Annotated in this window: 21 protein-coding genes; 6 read left to right on the forward strand and 15 right to left on the reverse strand. The window is 44.1% G+C overall.

Annotated features, from left to right (window positions below; all coding sequences use genetic code 11):
- Nucleotides 1–891 precede the first annotated feature (891 nt).
- Nucleotides 892–2,124, forward strand: a complete 1,233-nt coding sequence (locus tag KXD93_RS30330) for an MFS transporter (RefSeq protein WP_258141317.1) — start codon at nucleotides 892–894, stop codon at nucleotides 2,122–2,124.
- Here the strand turns inward: KXD93_RS30330 and KXD93_RS30335 are convergent.
- The gene (locus KXD93_RS30335) at nucleotides 2,096–2,947 is read right to left on the reverse strand and encodes an AraC family transcriptional regulator (protein ID WP_258141318.1); all 852 of its coding nucleotides are present in this window, start codon (nucleotides 2,945–2,947) and stop codon (nucleotides 2,096–2,098) included. The two genes, KXD93_RS30330 and KXD93_RS30335, sit on opposite strands and share 29 nt — an antisense overlap.
- An 82-nt stretch (nucleotides 2,948–3,029) precedes the next feature.
- Between KXD93_RS30335 and KXD93_RS30340 the strand changes: the two genes are divergently transcribed.
- On the forward strand, nucleotides 3,030–4,349 hold the full coding sequence (locus KXD93_RS30340; protein WP_258141319.1) for a cation diffusion facilitator family transporter: 1,320 nt from the start codon (nucleotides 3,030–3,032) through the stop codon (nucleotides 4,347–4,349).
- 30 nt (nucleotides 4,350–4,379) lie between these two features.
- On the opposite strand, the gene KXD93_RS30345 is transcribed toward KXD93_RS30340, so the two are convergent.
- The 3 genes from KXD93_RS30345 to KXD93_RS30355 form a co-directional block, all read right to left on the reverse strand.
- A complete protein-coding gene (locus tag KXD93_RS30345) occupies nucleotides 4,380–5,393 on the reverse strand; it encodes a YncE family protein (RefSeq protein ID WP_258141320.1) in 1,014 nt (337 codons plus the stop codon).
- Nucleotides 5,394–5,446: 53 nt separating this feature from the next.
- Nucleotides 5,447–7,627: a TonB-dependent receptor gene (locus KXD93_RS30350; RefSeq protein ID WP_258141321.1), complete on the reverse strand. Its 2,181-nt coding sequence runs from the start codon at nucleotides 7,625–7,627 to the stop codon at nucleotides 5,447–5,449.
- Between the two features lie 80 nt (nucleotides 7,628–7,707).
- On the reverse strand, nucleotides 7,708–8,106 hold the full coding sequence (locus KXD93_RS30355) for a hypothetical protein (RefSeq protein ID WP_258141322.1): 399 nt from the start codon (nucleotides 8,104–8,106) through the stop codon (nucleotides 7,708–7,710).
- A gap of 153 nt (nucleotides 8,107–8,259) precedes the next feature.
- On the opposite strand from KXD93_RS30355, the gene KXD93_RS30360 reads away from it, so the two are divergent.
- The 4 genes from KXD93_RS30360 (at nucleotide 8,260) to KXD93_RS30375 (ending at nucleotide 11,808) form a co-directional block, all read left to right on the forward strand.
- Entirely contained in the window at nucleotides 8,260–8,613 is a 354-nt protein-coding gene (locus KXD93_RS30360) for a response regulator (protein ID WP_258141323.1), read from the forward strand.
- Nucleotides 8,614–8,653: 40 nt separating this feature from the next.
- Complete coding sequence (locus tag KXD93_RS30365) at nucleotides 8,654–9,493, forward strand: chromate resistance protein ChrB domain-containing protein (RefSeq protein WP_258141324.1); 840 nt, start codon at nucleotides 8,654–8,656, stop codon at nucleotides 9,491–9,493.
- A 78-nt stretch (nucleotides 9,494–9,571) separates the two neighbouring features.
- The gene (locus KXD93_RS30370) at nucleotides 9,572–10,561 is read left to right on the forward strand and encodes a DUF1259 domain-containing protein (protein ID WP_258141325.1); all 990 of its coding nucleotides are present in this window, start codon (nucleotides 9,572–9,574) and stop codon (nucleotides 10,559–10,561) included.
- A gap of 65 nt (nucleotides 10,562–10,626) precedes the next feature.
- On the forward strand, nucleotides 10,627–11,808 hold the full coding sequence (locus KXD93_RS30375; RefSeq protein ID WP_258141326.1) for a chromate transporter: 1,182 nt from the start codon (nucleotides 10,627–10,629) through the stop codon (nucleotides 11,806–11,808).
- 380 nt (nucleotides 11,809–12,188) lie between these two features.
- Here the strand turns inward: KXD93_RS30375 and KXD93_RS30380 are convergent, their stop codons facing one another.
- From KXD93_RS30380 to KXD93_RS30430, 11 genes are all read right to left on the reverse strand, one after another.
- Complete coding sequence (locus KXD93_RS30380) at nucleotides 12,189–13,373, reverse strand: hypothetical protein (protein ID WP_258141327.1); 1,185 nt, start codon at nucleotides 13,371–13,373, stop codon at nucleotides 12,189–12,191.
- Nucleotides 13,357–14,388, reverse strand: a complete 1,032-nt coding sequence (locus KXD93_RS30385; protein WP_258141328.1) for a hypothetical protein — start codon at nucleotides 14,386–14,388, stop codon at nucleotides 13,357–13,359. Before KXD93_RS30385 ends, KXD93_RS30380 begins: the two co-directional genes overlap by 17 nt.
- A 4-nt stretch (nucleotides 14,389–14,392) precedes the next feature.
- Complete coding sequence (locus KXD93_RS30390) at nucleotides 14,393–15,502, reverse strand: conjugative transposon protein TraM (RefSeq protein ID WP_258141329.1); 1,110 nt, start codon at nucleotides 15,500–15,502, stop codon at nucleotides 14,393–14,395.
- A gap of 5 nt (nucleotides 15,503–15,507) precedes the next feature.
- Nucleotides 15,508–15,849, reverse strand: a complete 342-nt coding sequence (locus KXD93_RS30395; protein ID WP_258141330.1) for a hypothetical protein — start codon at nucleotides 15,847–15,849, stop codon at nucleotides 15,508–15,510.
- A 4-nt stretch (nucleotides 15,850–15,853) separates the two neighbouring features.
- Complete coding sequence (gene traK / locus KXD93_RS30400; protein WP_258141331.1) at nucleotides 15,854–16,471, reverse strand: conjugative transposon protein TraK; 618 nt, start codon at nucleotides 16,469–16,471, stop codon at nucleotides 15,854–15,856.
- 21 nt (nucleotides 16,472–16,492) lie between these two features.
- Complete coding sequence (locus tag KXD93_RS30405) at nucleotides 16,493–17,755, reverse strand: TraJ family protein (RefSeq protein WP_258141332.1); 1,263 nt, start codon at nucleotides 17,753–17,755, stop codon at nucleotides 16,493–16,495.
- Between the two features lie 11 nt (nucleotides 17,756–17,766).
- On the reverse strand, nucleotides 17,767–18,411 hold the full coding sequence (locus tag KXD93_RS30410; RefSeq protein WP_258141333.1) for a TerB family tellurite resistance protein: 645 nt from the start codon (nucleotides 18,409–18,411) through the stop codon (nucleotides 17,767–17,769).
- A gap of 10 nt (nucleotides 18,412–18,421) precedes the next feature.
- Nucleotides 18,422–19,114, reverse strand: coding sequence for a hypothetical protein (locus KXD93_RS30415; RefSeq protein ID WP_258141334.1), 693 nt, complete (start codon nucleotides 19,112–19,114; stop codon nucleotides 18,422–18,424).
- Entirely contained in the window at nucleotides 19,101–19,784 is a 684-nt protein-coding gene (locus tag KXD93_RS30420) for a conjugal transfer protein TraI (protein WP_258141335.1), read from the reverse strand. The genes KXD93_RS30415 and KXD93_RS30420 overlap by 14 nt, the downstream gene beginning before the upstream one ends.
- A gap of 61 nt (nucleotides 19,785–19,845) precedes the next feature.
- On the reverse strand, nucleotides 19,846–20,220 hold the full coding sequence (locus tag KXD93_RS30425; RefSeq protein WP_258141336.1) for a hypothetical protein: 375 nt from the start codon (nucleotides 20,218–20,220) through the stop codon (nucleotides 19,846–19,848).
- 13 nt (nucleotides 20,221–20,233) lie between these two features.
- Nucleotides 20,234–21,022: TraG family conjugative transposon ATPase (locus KXD93_RS30430; RefSeq protein WP_258141337.1), on the reverse strand; the 789-nt coding region annotated here is incomplete at its 5' end.

Genomic DNA, 21,022 nt, shown 5'->3' on the forward strand with positions numbered 1-21,022 from the left:
TTAACGCTATTGTTTCGACCCCGCCGCAAGTCATGTTTCTACTTTATTATAGTCTCAATAAATATTGATAATGTTCAGTTATCCTTTGTTGACTTAAAATAGTGACGCTTAATATTAGAACTTAGCACCATAAAGCCCTCCAAATATTCGGAAATAGCAGTTAGCTTTTTTTGAGTGCTTGGATTGCTGATAAAATCATCGAAATTTTGCATTATGGTTTAAAAAGTGATCAAAAGTTTATAAGCAAATGAGTACCTCACCACCTAAACAATTGAATATGGCCAATCTCGATGACTTTTACATTCTTGTATTGCTCAGTTACAAATATTCATCACACTTGTACAGTTAGCATCGCGGATAGTTTAAAACTAAAAACTATAGGTTCTACTGACAGCTCTTGAATAAATTTTGAATTTAAGAGCAATAACTTAACTTAGGTTATGGCATAGCTAAGTTATTGTTAATTTATCATATTTATATACCGTTTTTTCACGGATTTTTTTGATAACAGTGGGGTTTAAATAGCAGGCATCCAAAAAACAACGAATAAATTATAAGCTTACTCTTAATTGAAATTTAATGTTAGCAGGCAACATTCTGAATTTTTTAGCGTAGTCGAAAGATAGTTTGAATGTTCGACTATAACAAATATGTAACAGCGCCTATTTGACCAAATCAAAAAATAGTCTTAAATTAGCCTTTGTAAATCGTATGACACGATTTCCTACTTACTTTTCAGATAGCGAATAAAATACTCATAATCTTTCGCTAAGGTTGACTAATTTTCATGTTCAACTCAACGCATTTCAAAATCTTCCACAAAATATAACAATGAACCTGTTGATTGTTATATAGCAATGATTTGGGAAAAAGCGCTAAGATTTTAATTAAATGAAAAGTAAGCTATCGAAGGTAATTGAGCCTTTTTCGACATTAAAAAATCGAGTATTTGCTGGTTTATATTTCGCGGAATCCATAAGTTTATTAGGTGATGCATTTACTTGGGTAGGGTTGGCGCTGTTGTCCTACCAATTTGGTAAGGAACGTTCCGCTATCATATTGGCAACCGCATTGACTCTGCGGGTAACAGCATTTATTATTTTCTCGCCTTTTGCGGGTGTCTTAGCAGACCGAATTAGCCGTAAAGCAATCTTGGTTACCACTCATTTTATAAGGATGGCAATTGTGGCTTGTTTGCCTTTTGTCGATAAGGAATGGCAAATTTATGTCTTAGTGTTTTTTCTAAATGTTTTTAATGCATTTTTTACGCCTACCTACCGTTCGGTGATACCACAGGTGGTTGACAATGCACATTATCGGCAGGCTGTTGGACTGTCAACGGCGACTTTTCAGATATTAGGTGTATTAGGGCCCGGCCTTGCCGGGATATTAGCCGTTTGGTTTGGGGCAAGGCAAATATTCTTTATCGATGCAGGGTCATTTGTGCTGGCTGCTATATTAATATTGATGCTTCCTGCTAATAAATTGCAACATTCGGTAAAGCAGAATGAAAAGACGTTTACGGCTTGGCATGATGCCATTAAAGGGATTAAACTGCTATTTAAAAATCCATTAATTCGTTTCGCTCTCTTTATTGAATTTGTTTCGGCTATAGCCGGAGCGCAAATATTGGTAAATACGGTAGGACACATCAAAACCGGCCTGCATTTAACCGATAAGCATTATGGGTGGGTGATGGCTGCTTTTGGTATCGGTGCCAGTATTGCCGCATTTGTTGCAGGTAGTTTGGATAAAACTAAAACACGCAGATTATCGCTTATCGTCGGTGCGCTTGTACTGGCCATTACTATTTCCATAACCAATTTCGTCGGTTACCCGGTCATGTTGGTGCTATGGCTCTTTGCTGGTTTAGGACAAAGTTTAGCGGAAATGCCCTCAGAAACTTTGATCGGTGAAAATATAGCCGACGATGAACAGGGGAAAGTCTACGGTTCCCATTTCGCTTTTTCTCATTTATGGTGGGCGATTGCCTATCCGATAGCCGGGTTTACGGGCAGCCATTTCCCGGGCATGGATTTTCTGTACGGGGGGATTTTATCGTTGCTGCTTTTAGGTGTGGCTTTAGTCCTGCTGGCTAAGCCAATGATTTACGAAAAGCGGTAGCCGTTTGACCATATCCGTTTTTAAACATTTTGTTTAAATGGCTCTCATCAGTAAGCCCCATTTCATCGGCGATCTCAGAAATAGTCAGGTCGCTGTAGCGCAGGCGCGTTTCGATAAGGTTGAGTTTATAGCGATTGATGTAAGCTTTTAATGTATAGCTGGTCTGCTGCTTAAAAGACCGGTTGAGATGGTCTGCGGTCTTATGAAAGGATTTCGCGAGGCTTTCGATCTTGAGTTTTTCCTTGTCATAGATGTGCTGTTGTATATAGGTCGTTATTTCATGGATGATGTTCTTCGTACCGGCATTCCGCAATTCTCCGGCAATATTTTCCTGGATCAGTCTTGCAATCAGATTGAGTAGTAAAAAAACGATGTTTTGAATAATGATGCCGCTATAAATTCGTGGCAACGTCTTTTCATGGGAAAGTTGCAGGATCAGTTGGTCTGTCAATGCGGCTTCCTGCTGTCCCATTGTTATATGGCCCTTAAGATTTTGATGATTATGGAAAATGTATTCCATGCGGCTAAAAAAGTCGCTGATATCCAACCGGTCGGTTTGTGTACGGTTCCTTTTTGAAAACAACTCTTTCGTAAAGTCTATGATGCAGCAATTGGTGACCGTTTGGGTTTTGAACGTGTGTGTATCTTCCGGTGTCAATAAATAAAGGTTCCCTTTTTCGTATTGGTAATGGTTATTATTAATGGTATGCACCCCGGTTCCCTCCAGGATATACAATAATACAAAATAATGATGACGGTGAACCGGGGAAACCGAGGTTTGAATTTCCCGCATAGTGATCTCTATATCCTGGAAAAGTGGCATAGGTCAAAAATACCGAAAAAAGCCGGATTTTTACCTGTTGCTATTTGTGTGTAAACCATAGCTTCGTTTTAATAATATATTTATGGAAGCACAACTTGAAACTCCTTATGATACTGACCAGCTTAATGAAATTATTAAGCACCGGCGAAGTATTTATCCTTATCAATATATCAAAGGAAAACATATCCCAGATGAGATCATCCGGCAGATCTTAGAGAATGCTATCCGTGCGCCCAATCATAAGCAAACAGAACCCTGGCGTTTCAAAGTATTTACAGGTGAGGGCCTGAAATATTTTGGCGACCTCCAGGCTAGTTTGTATCATCAGTATGCCGGAGAAAGTTTCAATGAAGACCGTCATCGCAAAATGCGGGAATATCCTTTAATGTCCTCGCATGTAATCTCCATTGGTATGCGTCGTGACGAAACAGGTAAGCTGCCTGAAAATGAAGAAATCGAAGCGGTGGCCTGCGCCGTGCAAAATATGTTCCTTTCCGTAACAGCCTACGGTTTGGGTTCTTACTGGACAACGGCAGGGATTACCTACTTTGAGGAGGCAAAACCTTACTTCGGCTTGCAAGACAAAGACAAGTTATTAGGTTTTTTTTATATCGGTTACCCGGCCAAACCAATCAGTGCCGTGTCTAAAAGAAACCCGCTTGAGGTCAGCACGGAGTGGATAGCCGAAGACCGGGGTGATTTACAGGAATTGATCGCTCAAAACAAAACGGTACGCCACGAAAAATCTGTGAAAGAAATCGTTGACCCGCATGAACATGCGGATGACTACGAAAACACCAGCAAATGGGTGGTGTACCTGACGGTGATAACTATGATCCTTGAAATTGTGGTCGGGTATTATGCGCATTCGATGGCTTTGACCGCAGAGGGTTGGCACATGTCCACCCATGTTTTCGCTATCGGACTGACCTGGCTGGCCTACTTGTTTACCCGGAAATACGCGCAATCCGGGAAATATAGCTTCCAGAAAGAAAAAGTATTGTCCCTGTCGGGCTTTACCAGTGCCATCGTATTACAAATCATTGCGGTGGTTATAGCGATAGAATCCATTCAAAGGCTGATCCATCCTGTGCCCGTAAAATTCTATGAAGCTATTATCGTTGCAGTAATTGGTCTTATCGTTAACGCCATCAGTGCAAAAATGCTTCATCACGGACATGACCATCATGACGATAATATCCGGGCAGCCTACCTGCACGTGTTGGCTGATGGTTTGACGAGTTTAACCGCTATTATCGCGCTCGGCATTGGTTGGTACTATAATTTATATTGGTTGGATGATATCAGCGGACTGATCGGTGCTGTGGTCATTACCAGCTGGGCGGTACAACTTATCAAAGGGTCTGGCGGCAAATTGGTTGAATTTAAAAAAGCCGTTTAAAGGATAAATTATTTGCCGGCGCATTAGCGATCAAAGGTGTATTAAGTTATACACGAGCAAAGCCGCCTTTTGGTCGCCACTTTCCTTTGCCGCAATCAAGAGTACACCTAATTCAGGAACCAATAAAGAAGTACGTGCGCCATCCCGGGTTTTTATGTGGGCGATCTGTTTATAAGTGATATCGTTCGTTTGCTTAAAAATATCCACAGCACCACCTCCACCGCTGATATAAACGGTTTTGCTTTTGGCATCCCAATAAAGGTCGTCCACATCGCCGACCATTGGCCCGCTAAAAATTTCCTTTCCTGTCTCACTATCATAAACAATGAGCTTTGCGGGCACACGGTAGCCTATGATGATCCGGTGCTGCGCCTCGTCATAGGCCATCGGGAAGTTGGCGCGGGGTAACAGTTTTGACCATTTTGCTATTAGCTTTAATTGTTTCAGGTCAGCAACGCCTATCACGCCTGAGCCGGGAAGGTTCACCCATAATTTATTTGCTTTTGCGTCCAGTTGAAAAGATTCGGGATGTGCAGGTAAAGGAATGTCGCCAACCAATTTGTGGCTGGCCGCATCAATAATTGCAATACCCCCACTTCCATAGCCCACATAAATTTCATCCGATTCCACATCATAACGCACATCGTCCGCATCATCGTTCAATTTAATACTACCTGTCTTTTTAAGGGTTACAGCATTATAAAAACCGCACTCGCCAGTACCGCCATTAGCGACCAATAACTCCTGGTGTTTTTCGACATAAGCCACGCCTTGTGGTTCATCCAGCCCAGTAATACAGCCTGTTACTTTACCGTTTTTCAGATCAACGACTTCGAGTGTATTATTGCCTAAAGCAGCTACATAGGCAACCTGATCTTTGAGGTTAATATCAATATGATCGATACGGCCTTTTACATTCGGTAAGGCAATCTCTTTTTCCAGCTTCAGTAATTGTTTACCGGACTCATCCTGCGCGTTGCAGGCAGTAAAATTTAGTAAACCCGCGAATAGCAGGGTTACTAAGGGATATTTTTGATAAAGCATTATTTCAGATTTGGATAAACGAATTTATCTGTTGTTTCTGTTTAATTTCTGTTTTACTTATTCAATAATTTGATCCTGATCCCGGCGTTAACGACAACGCCATCCAATGGCGCATAAATGTCCTTAAAATCCGGGTTTGTGATGCTGCCCGTATAAATACTGCCCCATTTGGTTTGCCTTTGGTCGGTCAGGTTTTCACCATTAATAAATATATCAAAGTGTTTCCACATCTTTTGAACCAACAATCCGAACGTAATATACCCTTTGCCGGTAGTCCCATCGCTTAATAATTGCGGGCCTGTATAAAAACTCTCTGCACCGAAGCGGAAACTGCCCTCTATCTCATAGGTCGAGTCGAAGCTGAACTGCTTCTTTGGTGTTAAGGGTTGTGCAGTTGTTGGATCGTTAAAATATTGTTTAGTATTCGTATAGGTGTAGCCCAGGTAAAACACCAGTTCATCCATCACCAGTTTGACATTGGTTTCGGCACCTTGCGAGAGCAGATGTCCCGGAGCATTAATAAAAGAATTATTTTGCAGAATAAGCGGATGGTCAACCCTGGTTGAAAAAAATAACTGGTTGACATTGATCACGGCCTCGTCGCCTAACGCGCTGCGATAATTCAAGTCGCCGTTCAACCCGTAAGACTGCTCTGCCTGGGTATTGCCGATGTTTAGCGGCTGGATATGCTGATAGCCGTCTTGCTCACTTTCGTCATTAAACAATGTTGGCATTTTGTAGCCAAGGCCACCGCCTATGCGGCTGGTGAGCTGATCGTTGATCTTAAATAAAGCATTTACCCTCGGCAAAATAAAAAGCCCGCTGGATGGTTTGCTTGGTGCCGGGGTATTGTCGTCCACACGGATACCGCTTTCCAGAGAAAACCAGTTATTAGCTTTCCAGGTGTTTTGTATAAATGCGCCTATCGTCGTTTGGTCATAACTCAATGCATTTTGTGGTGGCTGTGCGGTGAAATGATCTGTAATTAAATTGACACCGGCCACCCATGAGGCTTTTTCGCCATTCCGTACGTAGTTCAATTCGCTAAACGAGGATAGTTGTTTGCCCTTCAAATCGAACCCGGGCTCGTCCAATTGCCTGTCAAAATAACCGATGGTATTTTTGAAGTTAATCTTGCTTTCTTCATCAATTTTATGGGTAAAGGATAATTGGGTAGAGAAACGAAATGTTTTATTCCGCTCAAAATACTGGTGGGTGCTGTCCGTTTTTCCGGCAATGACCTGCATGTCACCACCCAAACGGTTCTCATAAGTGGTGTTAACACCGAACCAACCAGAGTTACGGTCGTCCATATAGAGAAACACCTTTGGATTAATGGTGAAACGATTGGTTTGTGGGATAGCGGAAAACCCATTACCTGATGGGTCATAGGCTCCATTGTAATTGTAAGAACCAAAAATGGTCGTGCCGATATGCTCCCATTTCTGGCTATAATAGCCGCTGGCATCGGTACCTTTGGCCGTTGTTTGGTTTAGCAAGAAGGTCAATTCCGGCTCCTTTTCGGGGACTTTACTGATCAGGTTGACCAGGCCTGCTATCGCTCCGCCGCCGTATAAAGTAGAGTTGGAGCCTTTTAAAAACTCAACTTGTCGTAAATCAAGCGGGCTGACCTGTAATAAGCTTAAACTGCCGGAGAACCCGGCATACAGCGGCATTCCATCCTGTAATAACTGGGTATAGCGACTATCCAGGCCCTGGATGCGGAAACTGGCGCTGCCACTTACGGCGGAGGTTTGCTGTACATGGATACCGGTGGTCTCGCCCAATAGCATTTTGATATCGCCGGGACGCATGGTGCTTTTCTCGTCCAGTTCCTCTAAGGGCAAGGCTTCTATCCGCGTCGGGATGTCTTGCAGGTTCTGATTGGTGCGGGTAGTCTGGACGGTTACTTCGGCCAGTTCCCCTGTTGATGAATCCAAACTGATTTCAATAACCTGATTCGGGTTGGTTTGCGGAAAACTGTAAACCTTTTCACTTTTGGCAAAACCAACATAAGTGATTTCGATCTCAAATTTACCATTTGGAATGTTCGGGATAGTGATCAGACCGCTGGTATCGGCTGATGCCGATATTTTCAAGTCAGGTATTACGGCGGTAGCGCCTTTAAGAATAGCTTTGGTCTGATCATTAATGACTTTTGCTTTAAATATATTCTGCGCCATGATCCAATGGGATAACAGCATACAGGGCATGAGTATGAAAAACTTTTTCATGAATATGAGTTGAGCCCGCACATAAAGATGCCAGGCAGATGAATAAATGGAATAATAAATTTTTACAGGTTTGCTAACGATCAGGCGAGCGGCGGCCTGAAAAGCTGATTCGTGTAATCTCCGGTATAAAATACGCTCGTGTGTACAGGCTGCGTTGTCACAGCAACTGATGCGGTTATTAAGTTAATAGTCCGGTGTAAAAAGACAATATTTAAGGCGCTGGCCTGGTGTTGGAACTGTACTTCATTTCCTTTGGCCGGTATTTTATCATGTTCGTTATGCCCGAAGATCTGTTTGCCATATAAAAGGTAATCACCAACAAAGTCGATCACACCCGCTTCCTCTTCGGAAGTTATTTTGGTGTAATTCTGGTACATTTTAGGAATGTCGCGCAACAAAGAGAAATCGCCCAAAGGCAGCATTAAGCTACCTGTTAAAAACAGGCAGGCCAAAAAACCGCAGGTGATTCTTTTTATCATCGGCAACAAAGATAGTAAAAGTGTAGTATGTATTACATAGTAGTGGCTTTTATTTATCCGATGGATCATGTTACGGAGGCTGGTTTATTACTAAAATAAAAATTTAATTATCAAGTATTAAAAGGATTATATTTGGTGTGCCAGCTTACTATCATGCCTAAGAAAATTATTATTATTGAAGACGACCATGATATTTTAGACATGATGCAGTATATTCTCGAAGACGAGGGCTATGAGGTTGTTGTCTACCGTTTCGCCGCATTGGTCGACGAAATCGTACAAGGACAGCCTCATCTCATTTTACTTGATGAAAAGCTTCCCGACAAATCAGGGCATGAGTTGTGTACCGAGATTAAAAAACATCCCGGTTTAAAAGGCATTCCGGTGATACTGGTTTCTGCAGACAGTAAGATTGAACAAATAGCCAGTAACTGCAAAGCGGACGGATATATTGCCAAACCGTTTGACCTGACTACGCTTATTGATTTGGTTCATCGTTTTTCCTGATCCGAAGCCGATTGACAACTTTGGCAATTAATTGGTAATTATGAAATGGATCACCCGTGAACATCCGAAAATCGACCGTATTGCCTGTCCCTGGCTGATCAAACGATTTATTGACCCGAACGCGGAGATCATTTATGCACCCTTTGCAGAGGTGCTGACCAAAGCAGCAGAATTAGGAGCGACACCGTTCGATTTACCGGGCGTGGAATACACCCATTACGAAGACCATTGCAGCTTTGATTATTTTGTTAAAAAGCACAAGCTGAAAGATGAGGCGCTGAATCGTATTGCAGCTATCGTTCGCGGCGCAGATACCGACCGGCACGATTTTGCTCCGCAATCCGCCGGTCTGGAAGCGATATTTTCCGGGTTGGCCTTTAATATTAAAGATGACCACGAATTATTGGAATTAGGGATAACCATCTATGATGGATTATATAGCTGGGCCAAACACCTGCACCAATTGAAACACACCCAGGGCAGTCCCGTCGAGCAAATGCTACTGGAAGTTTACCATAAATACCTGAAGGACAATTCCCGAAAAGCGCCAGCCTGGGCAAAAGAACTTAGGGAAATGATACAGGATCAGCTTGATACCAATATGAGTTTGAGTTTACAACAGGCTTCACATGACCTGGAGATAAACCCCTCTTACTTGTCGCGCGAATTTTCCAAATACTTTGAGAACCTTTCATTCGGTGATTATATCAGGAAACTCCGTATCGAAAAAGCGACCAACCTATTGGAAACAACAAACTATCCATTGACAGAGATCGCTTACCTGACAGGCTTCTCCGACCAGAGCCACTTTAACCGGATATTCAAAAAGCAAATGGGTATGACCGCCTCAGAATACCGCAAAACTCTGCTAAAAAAGTAAAATCTGTACCATTAGTAATAGCTGTTCTATTTTCGGCCATAACAAAAAGATAGTATTGCATTATAGATACGATCAACTATGGAAACAAAGAAATTTTCTCGCAGACAAGCCCTTCAGGCAACTGCCATTTTAGGTACAGCTTTATTACTACCGGTTCAGCATAGCGAGGCGAGACCCCTACCTTTAGGTAATACACCAGCACTTACGCCTGATGAGATCGCGGCTATTGAAACCGCCCTCGGCAAAAAAGGAAGCTATAAGGAAGCAGAATCGCTTCATACCACTGCCTTGCCCCGCAACGATTTAAAGATGATGATAAAAGGCGCGTCGATCCCGATTCCATTTGGGTTTGGCGGTTGGGTATCCTTCAAAAAATCTATTGACGGAAAAACAGCTATGGTAATGGGCGATACGGTTTTGCTTCAGGAGGAAGTTAACCCGATGATTTCGGCAGCGCAGGAAAACGGATTGGAAATAAGCGCTATCCATAACCACTTCTTTTACGAGGAACCAAGAATATTCTATATGCATATTCAAGGGATGGGCAGTATAGCCGAACTTGCAAAAAGGTACGCCGATACAATTCGCGACAGCAAAGTGTTCCCGGCTAATCAGCCTGCTCCATCCGCACCATCCGCAATTACAGGCAAGGAAAATTTCGACATCGCGGTCCTGGATGCGATTGTTAAATATACCGGTACGGTGAACGGCCCGACCTATAAATACACTATTGGCCGAAGTGATTTGAAAGTGATGATGATGGGCGTAGAAATGACGACCAATATCGGCCTGAATACCTGGGCTTCTTTTGCAGGCAAGCAGGATGACGCCCAGATCGCAGGTGACATAGCGATGTTGCCGGGAGAGGTGAACGGCGTTATCAAAACGCTTCGTCAACACGATTTGGAAGTGGTCGCCGTTCACAGCCACATGCTGAATGATGATCCGCATATCATATTCCTGCATTATTATGGCCGGGGCAAAGCTGCGGATTTAGCGCAGGGTTTCCGTGCGGCTTTAGATGTTTTGGGTAAAAAGCCTGATCGAATGGGTGGTATGAAAATGTAATTAAGATCTATTTCTTAAAATTTCTAACGGCAGGTTCAGCCGCCCGGAATAACCATGTCAAAAAAATGGAAGAACAAAACCTAAAGACCTTGCCAAAATACTCCCTATGGGAGATCACATTATATTATTTAAAACTTGGTACCTGGGGTTTTGGCGGCCCTGTTGCCTTAGTGGGTTATATGCAACGTGACCTCGTAGAAAATAAAGGATGGCTGACCGAGGAAGAATATAAAGAGGGCTTGGCTTTAGCCCAGTTAGCACCGGGGCCTTTGGCTGCGCAATTGGGTATTTATATTGGCTTTGTGCATTACGGATTGATTGGTGCTACCTTGACCGGGCTGGCTTTCGTGTTGCCCTCGTTTTTTATGGTCGTATTACTTGGCATGGCTTACCAGTTATACGGCGGCTTAGCCTGGATGCAGGCTGTTTTTTATGGTGTAGGCGCAGCTGTAATCGGCATCATAGGCATGAGTGCCTATAAGCTTACCATAAAGTCGATCAGTAAGTTTGAACTCCCAGCCATGAAAGCGAAGTGGCTGCTTTGGCTGTTTTACATTGCTGGTATCATTATTACCGTCATTACTCAAAAAGAAGAGATCTTATTATTTATTGCTTGCGGTATCGGCTACATGCTGATCAAAGAACCACCGCCATGGTTGAAGAAACCTGCTGTATTGCCGGTAACACTATTGGTCGGTACAGGTTTTTGGCATTATGATGGTAAAAAACTGGAGGAGATGGGATGGTTCTTTTTAAAAGCCGGGACATTTGTATTCGGCAGCGGTCTGGCTATTGTACCTTTTCTGCATGGCGGCGTGGTCAACCAGTTTGGTTGGCTGAACGAACACCAGTTTGTAGATTCGGTTGCCGTTGCTATGGTAACACCGGGGCCGGTAGTGATCACTGTAGGATTTATAGGTTACCTGGTTGCCGGGTTTCCAGGGGCATGTGTTGCTGCGTTAGCGACTTTTCTGCCGTGTTATCTATTTACCGTTGCTTTAGCACCATCTTTTAAGAAGATCGCCAAGAACGCCAGTATCAAAGCATTTGTTGACGGAATCACTGCTACTGTTATTGGTGCATTGGTAGGTTCGGTTATAATCATCGGATTACGTTCTATAATTGACATTCCTACAGCTTTGATTGCTATTGTTGCCATACTTGCGCTCATTTATATTAATAAAATGCAAGAATCCTACATCATCGGTTTGGCTGCTGTCATCGGAATCGCGATAAAATTCTTATAGGGAGCCAAAGACTACATCACCGTTTCTAATTCCATCTACAACTATTTATGTTAAACTTAACGAAAAACCGTCACCATCGCGTCATTGAATTAACTTGCAAATAAAAAAATATAGTTGTAAATTAGCCTTAGCAAGTCAAAAACGCAGTTTATGCTCAAGATATTTCCGAACCAACTCGACCGCTCATAAACTTTTGCTCTCCTTTGGTTATTCATTATAACCTCATTACCAAAAAAACTTTAGTAAAATAGTTTATCATGTATTTATGCAACGAATCAAATCAGTTAGTTTTAAATCATAGATAACTATTTATTATCATTCGTTGGTTGACCGAACAGGATAATATGCAAATCTTTAACCTTCAGGGTCGCTTGACAAACTCAATGCTGCTCACCTTGCTTTTTGCCGGTTGTTTGTTTTTGTTCGGGTTTTAGCAATTCTTCTCGTTTGATCTTTTTCATTTGATGATCAAAAAGGTCAACGGTTTTAAATTGAGGGCTGGCGGCAATAAAATATTTCTTTTCCTCACCATTGCGCTCAACAGTGATTTGTTGAGTATTGCCTTTCTTTAAAGAACGGAATAGATTTTCGGTACCTTCCGGGGTATTAAGTTCTTTAATGCCTTTGCCCGCAAGAACCTCTTCCAGTTTGAAACCATAGTTTTCACTGAAGCGTTTGATCTCCTTGTTGCCGTTTTGGGTCAGGTTGTCGTTATCCAGTTGAAGCCAGGCCTGGTATTTCTCATTATCTTTGTTAAATAGCTGTTTATGAACAGCGCGCCCTTCCATCAGGTTAAAAGCTTCTTTCGCGGTGATCCCGTTGCCTTTATTAATATAAAAGGTTTGGTTCATTTCTTTTTCTTTTCCCTTATTCAGGGTGGCGTCGAACTTGTTGAAGAAGTACATATCCTGGTTATCTCCGGCTTTGAAATGCAAGTTGTAATCCACCTTTTGCTGGTTAAACTCATGCTTGGCCGTCAGGTTGAACTCCGGTACTTTTTTATTGATGTTTTTTTCCAACGCTTCATTTACCTGTTCGCCAAATCCAAGATTCAGCAGGCTTTTCTTTAAGAAATCTAAATTCTGTGTGTTCATATTATTGAAATTTAATTGATTGAAAAAATCGATTTGTTGAGGGTTATTTTCGGTCAGGTAGGCAACAGCAGATACTTTATCAAGCGTCCAGGGTATAGTCATACTTTCCGGTAATTGTTGGGCCAGCTGTTTTGCCAGTACCTGGCAGGCCATTTCTTTAGAGGTATCCGGCTCAAAAGCGCGGTAGCTGATGTTCATCGTACCTTGTTGATATAAAGCCGTGTCATAGTGATCGAGCACGATGGGTCCATCAGCGTCCTTACGATGCAGGCTGAACCAGCTGTCAAGTGCAAGACCCTCGAAAATTTCGCGGTGCTGAATAGAAAATTGTGACCGGTCACTTAGGACAATTTCCCGCAGACGGTCCACGAGTTCCGGTTTGACAAAGCCAAGATCAGCTAACTGGGTTTTCAATTCATAGAAGTTAATGCCCGCATCCCTGCTTGCCGGGCGGTTATTGATGCTGTCCATTTTTGACCCTCCTTATTGTTTTTTGTGCCGTTGTGTCCAGCGTTTTGACTTTGAAACCTTGCCTTGCGAGGTTTTGGTTCAGCTTTTCAGCTGTGATCGGGCGCAGCTTGTCATCCAGCAATTTGATGCAGCGGTTAGCAGGATCAGCCTGTACATAAATATTCTGGTATTGTTTCCCCTGCTTCCAATAGGTCGGGACTTGCTGGCCGTTTTCCAGGTAGCGGGTCAGCTCTTCCTTGTTCCGGATGATGGCCGGCATAGCCGCCAGCGCGGTTTTAACATCAAAAGCGTGTTCCGGGTCGTAGTGCTGTACCCCGTTTGGACCGAGTTCTACCCACCTGTGGTTTTCATGGCCGGAGGCATCAGTATATTGCTGCTTCATCGCGCGTCCTTCCAGCAGGCTCCAGATCTGGTTAGTCTTAAGGTTGGGCCAATCGTTGAGTTCAAATTCCTGCGCTTTTGTAATTTTGCCATTCTGCAGCAAACTTCCCCCAATACGGTTTAGCTGAAAATCACCATAAGGGTCCTTTTCAAAATGGAGATCGAGGCTTATCCGCTTTTCCGGCCCAAGCTGACAATCCAGCGGGACGCGGATATGCTTTTGATCCTCGTCGAGGTGTTGCTCCAGCCTTCCCGCAATGGAACCGAGTCCGGCCTCCTTCAATTGTATCTTGAGGTTTGCCATATTGTTGTCCCGCCGTAGTTGCTCTTTCTTTAAATATGCCGGGCCATCAAAAAGCCTGTCTTTCAATTGGGAAAAGATCCTACGTAACAGGTTGGGATATAACTGCTTTTCGAGCTTAAAAATCTGGTTATTGAGCAATAGCATAAATGGCTTTTCGTCGGGCCGGGCAGTTGAGCGTAAACGATGGCTGGCATGCCGCAAGTGGTCAAGCTGCAGGCGTGATAACATAGTTACATCAGCCGTCCCTGATTTGAGCAGGGGTTCGATTTCTTTTTTGCGGTCTTCCCAACTTTTAAAGGCCAGGAGAACGCGGTTCACTGCTTTTTCCATTGCCTTATCGTTTACGGGTGTTATCCCTTAGCAGGACAGCAAAATTATCCTGCAGCTTAACCCTGATCTTTTTTACTTTTTTACTAAACAGTTCCCTGGCTGCATTAATACCACCTGTCGCCGCTTGTGTGCCCAGCGATTGGTCCATACTCAAAAACTGCATGCTTTCAACCGCTGAGTTTGCACCATCTCCCGCAGCACCTGATAGCTCTGCCTCTGGCGCAGGGATGCCTGGCATCCCGTCCAAACTGAAAACCGTCAGGTCGGCCGGCAGGATGTCCTTTCCGATCCTGATGTTCTGGATGTTCAGCAATAGCCGCTGGTTGGTAACCTGGCAGGCCCCAAACAGTAACTGTCCTTTAGGAAGCGTAATGCCTTTTAATGTTACCGAATCGGTTAGTTTAAGCCTAACCGTTCCGCCGTTCATCACTTTTTGCCTGCCGTCAATGATTGCCGGGATTGCTTTGAAAGCAGTGTCTTCCGTTTTGTTTTTAGGCTTTTCTTTAACTGATTGCGGGTTTTGAATGGCCTGGATCTTCGTCAGCATGTCATTCAACTGCTTCATTTCAGGATCATTTCCGCCTGAAGAATTCATCGTCTTCATCAATTTATTAAGCCTTTTCACCTCCGGGTCTGGCGGAGCCGGTGAATAGCTTTGCGGTTGCGGCTGACTGATCTGCCGGTTGATTTGCGCCAGCTTCTCCTGAATGTTGGCGGATTGCTTATCGGCGTTATTGGCATATAGCTGTGTCGCCGGCTTTTTCACCTGTGCGGAATCTTTATCGATTTTGTTAGGATCAAAGCCCATGGCCTGCATAAAAGATTTGCTCACACCATCTTTGGTATGGGTGCTGTCTTTCTTTTCAGATTGATAAATGCCCATTTTATCTGGTACCGTTTTTTCCTTGAACTGGGCAGAAGGCAGCGCCAGGTTAATTCCTTTCTGCGGCGCTGCAGCTTCGGCCTTTGACCCATCTTTACCTCCGCCTAACGCCCAAAAAGCCATAGTCAGAAATGGAAGGATGAGAACGGGAATGGCCATATAGAACTTCCTTTTCTTCTGAAATTCGGGTGAATGTTGCGGGACTTGACCGCCTTGCTTTTGATTTTCCATTGTATTTACTTTTTAGTGTTTAATGAATCTGTTCTTGGAATAGGTTTTTTGTTAGGTTCAGGTATGCCGGATGGTTGCCCGATATGAACCGGCAGGTAATCTGGTCTTACGCTGCCTATGGTTTTTGTTTGCTGTGCATGAAAGAAGTTGAAGCAAATGACCGCTATCCATACCGCGCAAAACAGCCAAAGAAATTTTCGTTGCCCGGCTTTGGTATACCTGTTTACCCTGCGGTTGATTTTTGCGGCAACACAAATTTTCCACCTGATAATTTGCGCAGCAATGCGGGAGGCGGTTCTTTCCGCGCCCGGATTAACCTCTTCCCGGTTTCTATTTAGGAATCGCATAAGCTTATTTTTGAAGGATGGTATCACGATTCGCCAATATTTCCCAATGCTGGATGAGAAATCCATGCGGATTATTGTCGGTTTGTATCGCTATATCCCTGACCTCTCCCTGGGTTACCAGTTTCCGGTAAACCGTTCCACTGGAACGCACCAGTTTTTCCGTTGCATAACAGGTAAACCGATATGGCCATTGATTTCCTCCCAGTCGGGTACTGTCTACCGTAATCTCCTGCGAAATGTTGGCGGAGATTAGGTTGTTAAAATAGCCGGATTCACGGAGGTTATCGTATTGCCTTTTCGCCGACTCATCTGCGAGATAAAGTGCCTTGCCAACATTGGCCTGGATGGCTTTATCATCCGGGCTCAGGTCGAAAAAATACTCGTGGAACGTTTTGATATGATCCCGCAGTTCAACCGGCAGATTCGTTTTACGGTCAGCGGCAACAGCCTCCAGTAGTTTTCCGTTATACAGGATATGTACCTGGTTATGTGCCAGGTTAACTGCCTGGGTACTTTTGTAAATGCAGAAGCACATCGTCAGCACATTGCCGATAATAAGAAAAATGCTGAACTGCTTTATATGCTTAAATGCTGTGTCTATGTTTTTAAGTTGTGTGAACATGTTCTTCGTTTTAATAAATGGTTATTTTCCTGATAATTTCTTTTCCTGGTATTCTGCGGATTTACCGGCTCCATTGTAACCGGCCATGAAATCGGATGGCATATTCCGGATATTCGATGCACCTTGTTCCATCCGGCCACCTAAAGTTGAAGCGGCGTTCATTGTAGAATTTCCGGTATTGATAACCATGGTATTTACTTTTTGCAGTAAGCCATGACCGCCGCCGGCGTTAACGATATAGTTGGCTACACTGGGTACAGTAAAATAGCCGATGATACCGATGATCAGGAATATGAGATAAGCCGTATCGGTGGAATTGAAAAAAGTATCACCTGTATTCTGGACCTGCGAAATGTCGATCTTCAGCATGTTCTCCTGTACTTTTCCGATGATGGCGCCAAAAATGTTAGCGACCGGCAGCCAGAGAAAGACATTGATATATTTGGCCAGCCAGGAAGTCAGGGTATGCTGGAAGCCGTCAAATACGGAAAGCCCGATTACCAGCGGCCCGAGAATAGCCAGCACGATCAGGTAGAATGTCCGGATGGTGTTGATACAAAGTGCTGCCGCTTCGTAGCATACCTGTAATACTTCGGACATCCATTGCTTAAATGTCCGGATGGTGTTGATACAAAGTGCTGCCGCTTCGTAGCATACCTGTAATACTTCGGACATCCATTGCTTTACCGTATTGCGGAAGTTATAGGAAGCCTTCGCCATGGCAAATTTCATATCGTTACCCACACTGGCCAGCATGCCTTCGTTTTTCCCGGTTTGATCATCTGGATGGGTATATTTGTACCACTTTTCGCGATCACCATCACCATCCGCGCCCTGGTACATTTGCCAGGTATCCGTTTTTTCAACAGCTGCTTCCTTAGCCTGTAATAACTGGGCGATAGCCGCGTCAGAATTTTGGACCATTCCGCCAGTAGCGCTTACCGTCGGTTGCATGACCCCGTTGATCACGGAGATAACCGTTGGAAATAATAAGATAGCGAGGCCTAAACCGAAGGGACGCATCAGCGGGTAAAAATCGATGGGTTCTGCACTCGCGATCTGGCGGTAAACCCTTGCGGCGATATACCATAAAGCGCCAAAACCGGCGATACCCTGGCCGACACCAATCAACTGGCTGCACATGGGCAGCATGTCATTGTATACTCCATCCAATGTGCCTTGTAGCCCCTTGATATCGCCGGCTAATCCCGCTGCATGAGATAGTGACGGGATAAATGCGATCGCCAGCATTAAAATCATAGTCTTGATGAATTTCTTTTTCATAGCTGTTGCTTTTAATTTATGCCATAGAGTTGTTTAAGTGTTTGCGTGTTTGCAGCATCCTTACTGCGTTGCAGTGACAAGGTGATACCCTGGTTACCGAAGGATTGCAGGAACTGTAGCCGATCTGAACTGCTGGAATAGATCAGGTCTATGCCTTTGATGCGATCCGCATCCGACATTCGCAGTTTACCGGCCGTAATAATATTGGTCAGGTCCCCGATATCATCCAGCGTCTGGCTGACCAGCCTGGTATAAACGTCGCTCATGTAGTTTAGCTCTGCAATGGAAAAGCTGCCGCTCTGGTGAAAGAGGCTGGTTTGTGTTTTGTATTGTTTGATCAAGCTGGCCTGCATCAGGAGGATATCGGCAATACGTCCGTAGTTGCGTACAGCCGGGCTTACGGCCAGCAACCCGGTCAGGTAGATGTTATGCAGGTCAAAATTCCCTTTTGATAAAGATGAGATGCTGCCATATCCCTGCTGATAGATCTGGTAACCGGTCTTCATATCGGTCAGGATACTTTTCATTTGGGTCAGTTTCTCGATATCCAGGATCAGCTGTTGCATTTCCTGCGCTTGTGCCTTGCAGGACACCGTTTTTAAAAGACCAGCTACAGATAGAGCAGTGATCAGTAATAATCTGGCTGCAGTTTTCATAACATCATTTTTAGTTAACTCCGTTCATTTGTTTGGCAGTCAAAGCATCTTTTTGTTCCTGCCTGCGCTGTAGCGCGTAAGCTTTGGCCTGGTTGATAAACCCGGTAGCGAAATGATAATTCTCCTGCATGGCGGCGTGTATCTTACCGATCAGGACGATGCGGTCCGCATCGCTCATTTTTACTTTGCCATCAGTGACAATGCTTTGAAGGGTGCTGATTTGCTGGTCACAATCCTTCAATACCGCGCTGCGAACACCTGACAGGTATTTTTTTTCCTCATTGGTCAAGCCGTCGATCTGGTCTAGGCCCCCCAGTATGGTCAGGATATCATTTTGCCAGCTGAGGATCTCTTTTACCTGTCCGTCATTTTTTACCGCTGCGCCGGCCATTTCCATCCGGTTATAATAAGCGGTATGCAGGCTGTTTTCGGAACCTAAAGAATCGGAAATCGACCCCAGCCCATTATGGGCAACCTGGTAACCCTGTTTCAGATAAGTAGAAAAGACCTGTAATGCGGCGATCTGCTGCAAAAGGTATTTCTTTTGCGTGCTGTTTTGCTGGAACCATTCGGCAAAGGTTTGTGCTTTGACGGTGGCGGCCATTCCGGAATAGATCGCTGTAAAAAGTGTAAACACCAGCAGCGACCTCGACCTGCTCTTCAGCCAGCCGGAATTTCTGAGTGATTGATCAATTGATTCCATATAATGCTTTTGTGGTTTGGGTATCTCCTAAATCTTTACTGCGCTGCAGGCTCAGCATTTCGTTCTCTGTATTGTACCGGCGCATGTCGCTGTAATTATCATCCAGCTTGTCCCCGGCACGGTTGATGAGTTCCAGGCGCTGTTCATCGGACATCTGGGTTTGGTTACTGCTGACGATCATCATGATCTGGTCGAGGTTCTTTGCGCTTGCCGTAAGTATGCCCGTATAAACTGATTCCATCTGGACCAGTTCACCAGCCGAAAAGTGTTGATCCTGTTTCATCAGCGACCAGGCCTGCTGGTATTCGGTAACCAAAGCAACCTGCTTTTCAGTCAGGTCCTTAATTCGTTGATAATAAGCGATCGTTGATTTGATTTTCCATAGCTCGTCATAATAGCTGCCGAAAAGCTGGCGCTGTTGACCTGACCAGCTTGATATCTCCGACAGTTTCAATTTTGACAGCTCATTTTCCAGGGCCTTTTGCGCATTCTGCAGCCAGATGGTTTGATTTTGCATCCGTTGTACCTTGAGGTCAATCGCCTTGATCACCTTGGTCACTGTTAGCTTGATGATGTCGCCAATCACAAACTGAGCCTTGGCCTGTTGAGGATGGATACTCACAACCAAAAACATCATCATTGCAGGCAGTATTAGCTTTAATTTTTTCATAATAACCTCCCTTCTCCCGCTAAAAAGCGGAAGTCAATTGCTTTAACTTGTTGTTTTGGGCTTACCTAATCTTCCGGAACAAGGTGTTCTTCAAGAATACCCCCGGCGTATCGGGGGACACCCTGATTTGTCTGCCGTATTCAGTTTCGGCCAGCACCTGCTGGTCCGAATTCCAAAACGCCTGCCAGGTTTCTATTTTGAATTCTTTCGGTTGCCTTTCACCCCTCCTGATTTTTTGAAAACCAACACGATGTTCAACCGAATAGATTTTGTTAGCAAGACTGACCGAATTTATGACCAGGGTATCCCAGTCCATACCATACTCACCCTGAGATTGGTTGACGTAAACGCCAGATAAAGCAGGGTTTTTACTGTTATTGCAGGCGGTAACGATAACTGCACAGCAAATAAGAATGATCAATTTGATAGTTTTCATAATAGGTGATTTATTAAGCAACTTTTTCTTTTAATTCCTGGACCAGCGCGGTAATGCCTTTTTCCACGCTGCCAAACTTGTCGGCATACTCCTGAACTTTGACCCGCTCTTTGCCTTCAGTCGTATAGGCATAATATTCCTCCGGGCAAAGTTCATTTTTAACGACTTTCATGACTTGTCCTCCGAGGTCGATATAGATCTCCCGGTTGTCCTTATTCACGGACAAGACCTGTGTTTTGCCTTTATCAGACATCCCAAGCGCATCCTGCAGCTTATCGAACTTGTTCATGAACTTGCGCATGTCCATCAGGATCTTGATGTCCGCGTTGTTAATAATGGCGTCCTTGATTACGGGCGAACTGATCAGGTCGTCCAGTTCCTGGCTAACTACATTAGGTATACCGTTGAACTTCCGGATAGTCTTAAAGGCATACTGAATAAATCCGGCCATCCCGGAGTTTGCAATCGCTTTCCAAGCTTCGTCAATCGTCAGCACTTTTCTGATGCCTTTTAATTTCCTGATCTTGGAGAGAAAAAGCTCTGCAATCAGCAGCGTAATTACAGGGAAAAGTATGGGATGGTCTTTAATATTGTCCAGCTCTATGACCACGAATCGCTGCTCCAGGATGTTCAGGTTGTCCGTGGCATTCAATAGATAGTCAAACTCACCTCCTTTGTAGTAGGGCCGCAGGACATATAAGAAGTTATCGATGTCGAAATCCTTGTCCTTTACATTATGGTTCTTCAGGATCTGTACATATTCTTTTCGCAGGTATTCATAAAAGGAATTAAAGCAGGCGAA

Origin of the sequence: Mucilaginibacter phenanthrenivorans, assembly GCF_024721155.1 — a bacterium.
Classification (GTDB): domain Bacteria; phylum Bacteroidota; class Bacteroidia; order Sphingobacteriales; family Sphingobacteriaceae; genus Mucilaginibacter; species Mucilaginibacter phenanthrenivorans.

Bases quoted from the DNA above. Each gene is read 5' to 3' on its own strand.
- KXD93_RS30330 (WP_258141317.1), top strand. From the start codon at position 892: ATGAAAAGTAAGCTATCGAAGGTAATTGAGCCTTTTTCGACATTAAAA.
- KXD93_RS30335 (WP_258141318.1), bottom strand. From the start codon at position 2,947: ATGCCACTTTTCCAGGATATAGAGATCACTATGCGGGAAATTCAAACC.
- KXD93_RS30340 (WP_258141319.1), top strand. From the start codon at position 3,030: ATGGAAGCACAACTTGAAACTCCTTATGATACTGACCAGCTTAATGAA.
- KXD93_RS30345 (WP_258141320.1), bottom strand. From the start codon at position 5,393: ATGCTTTATCAAAAATATCCCTTAGTAACCCTGCTATTCGCGGGTTTA.
- KXD93_RS30350 (WP_258141321.1), bottom strand. From the start codon at position 7,627: ATGAAAAAGTTTTTCATACTCATGCCCTGTATGCTGTTATCCCATTGG.
- KXD93_RS30355 (WP_258141322.1), bottom strand. From the start codon at position 8,106: ATGATAAAAAGAATCACCTGCGGTTTTTTGGCCTGCCTGTTTTTAACA.
- KXD93_RS30360 (WP_258141323.1), top strand. From the start codon at position 8,260: ATGCCTAAGAAAATTATTATTATTGAAGACGACCATGATATTTTAGAC.
- KXD93_RS30365 (WP_258141324.1), top strand. From the start codon at position 8,654: ATGAAATGGATCACCCGTGAACATCCGAAAATCGACCGTATTGCCTGT.
- KXD93_RS30370 (WP_258141325.1), top strand. From the start codon at position 9,572: ATGGAAACAAAGAAATTTTCTCGCAGACAAGCCCTTCAGGCAACTGCC.
- KXD93_RS30375 (WP_258141326.1), top strand. From the start codon at position 10,627: ATGGAAGAACAAAACCTAAAGACCTTGCCAAAATACTCCCTATGGGAG.
- KXD93_RS30380 (WP_258141327.1), bottom strand. From the start codon at position 13,373: ATGGACAGCATCAATAACCGCCCGGCAAGCAGGGATGCGGGCATTAAC.
- KXD93_RS30385 (WP_258141328.1), bottom strand. From the start codon at position 14,388: ATGGAAAAAGCAGTGAACCGCGTTCTCCTGGCCTTTAAAAGTTGGGAA.
- KXD93_RS30390 (WP_258141329.1), bottom strand. From the start codon at position 15,502: ATGGAAAATCAAAAGCAAGGCGGTCAAGTCCCGCAACATTCACCCGAA.
- KXD93_RS30395 (WP_258141330.1), bottom strand. From the start codon at position 15,849: ATGCGATTCCTAAATAGAAACCGGGAAGAGGTTAATCCGGGCGCGGAA.
- traK (WP_258141331.1), bottom strand. From the start codon at position 16,471: ATGTTCACACAACTTAAAAACATAGACACAGCATTTAAGCATATAAAG.
- KXD93_RS30405 (WP_258141332.1), bottom strand. From the start codon at position 17,755: ATGAAAAAGAAATTCATCAAGACTATGATTTTAATGCTGGCGATCGCA.
- KXD93_RS30410 (WP_258141333.1), bottom strand. From the start codon at position 18,411: ATGAAAACTGCAGCCAGATTATTACTGATCACTGCTCTATCTGTAGCT.
- KXD93_RS30415 (WP_258141334.1), bottom strand. From the start codon at position 19,114: ATGGAATCAATTGATCAATCACTCAGAAATTCCGGCTGGCTGAAGAGC.
- KXD93_RS30420 (WP_258141335.1), bottom strand. From the start codon at position 19,784: ATGAAAAAATTAAAGCTAATACTGCCTGCAATGATGATGTTTTTGGTT.
- KXD93_RS30425 (WP_258141336.1), bottom strand. From the start codon at position 20,220: ATGAAAACTATCAAATTGATCATTCTTATTTGCTGTGCAGTTATCGTT.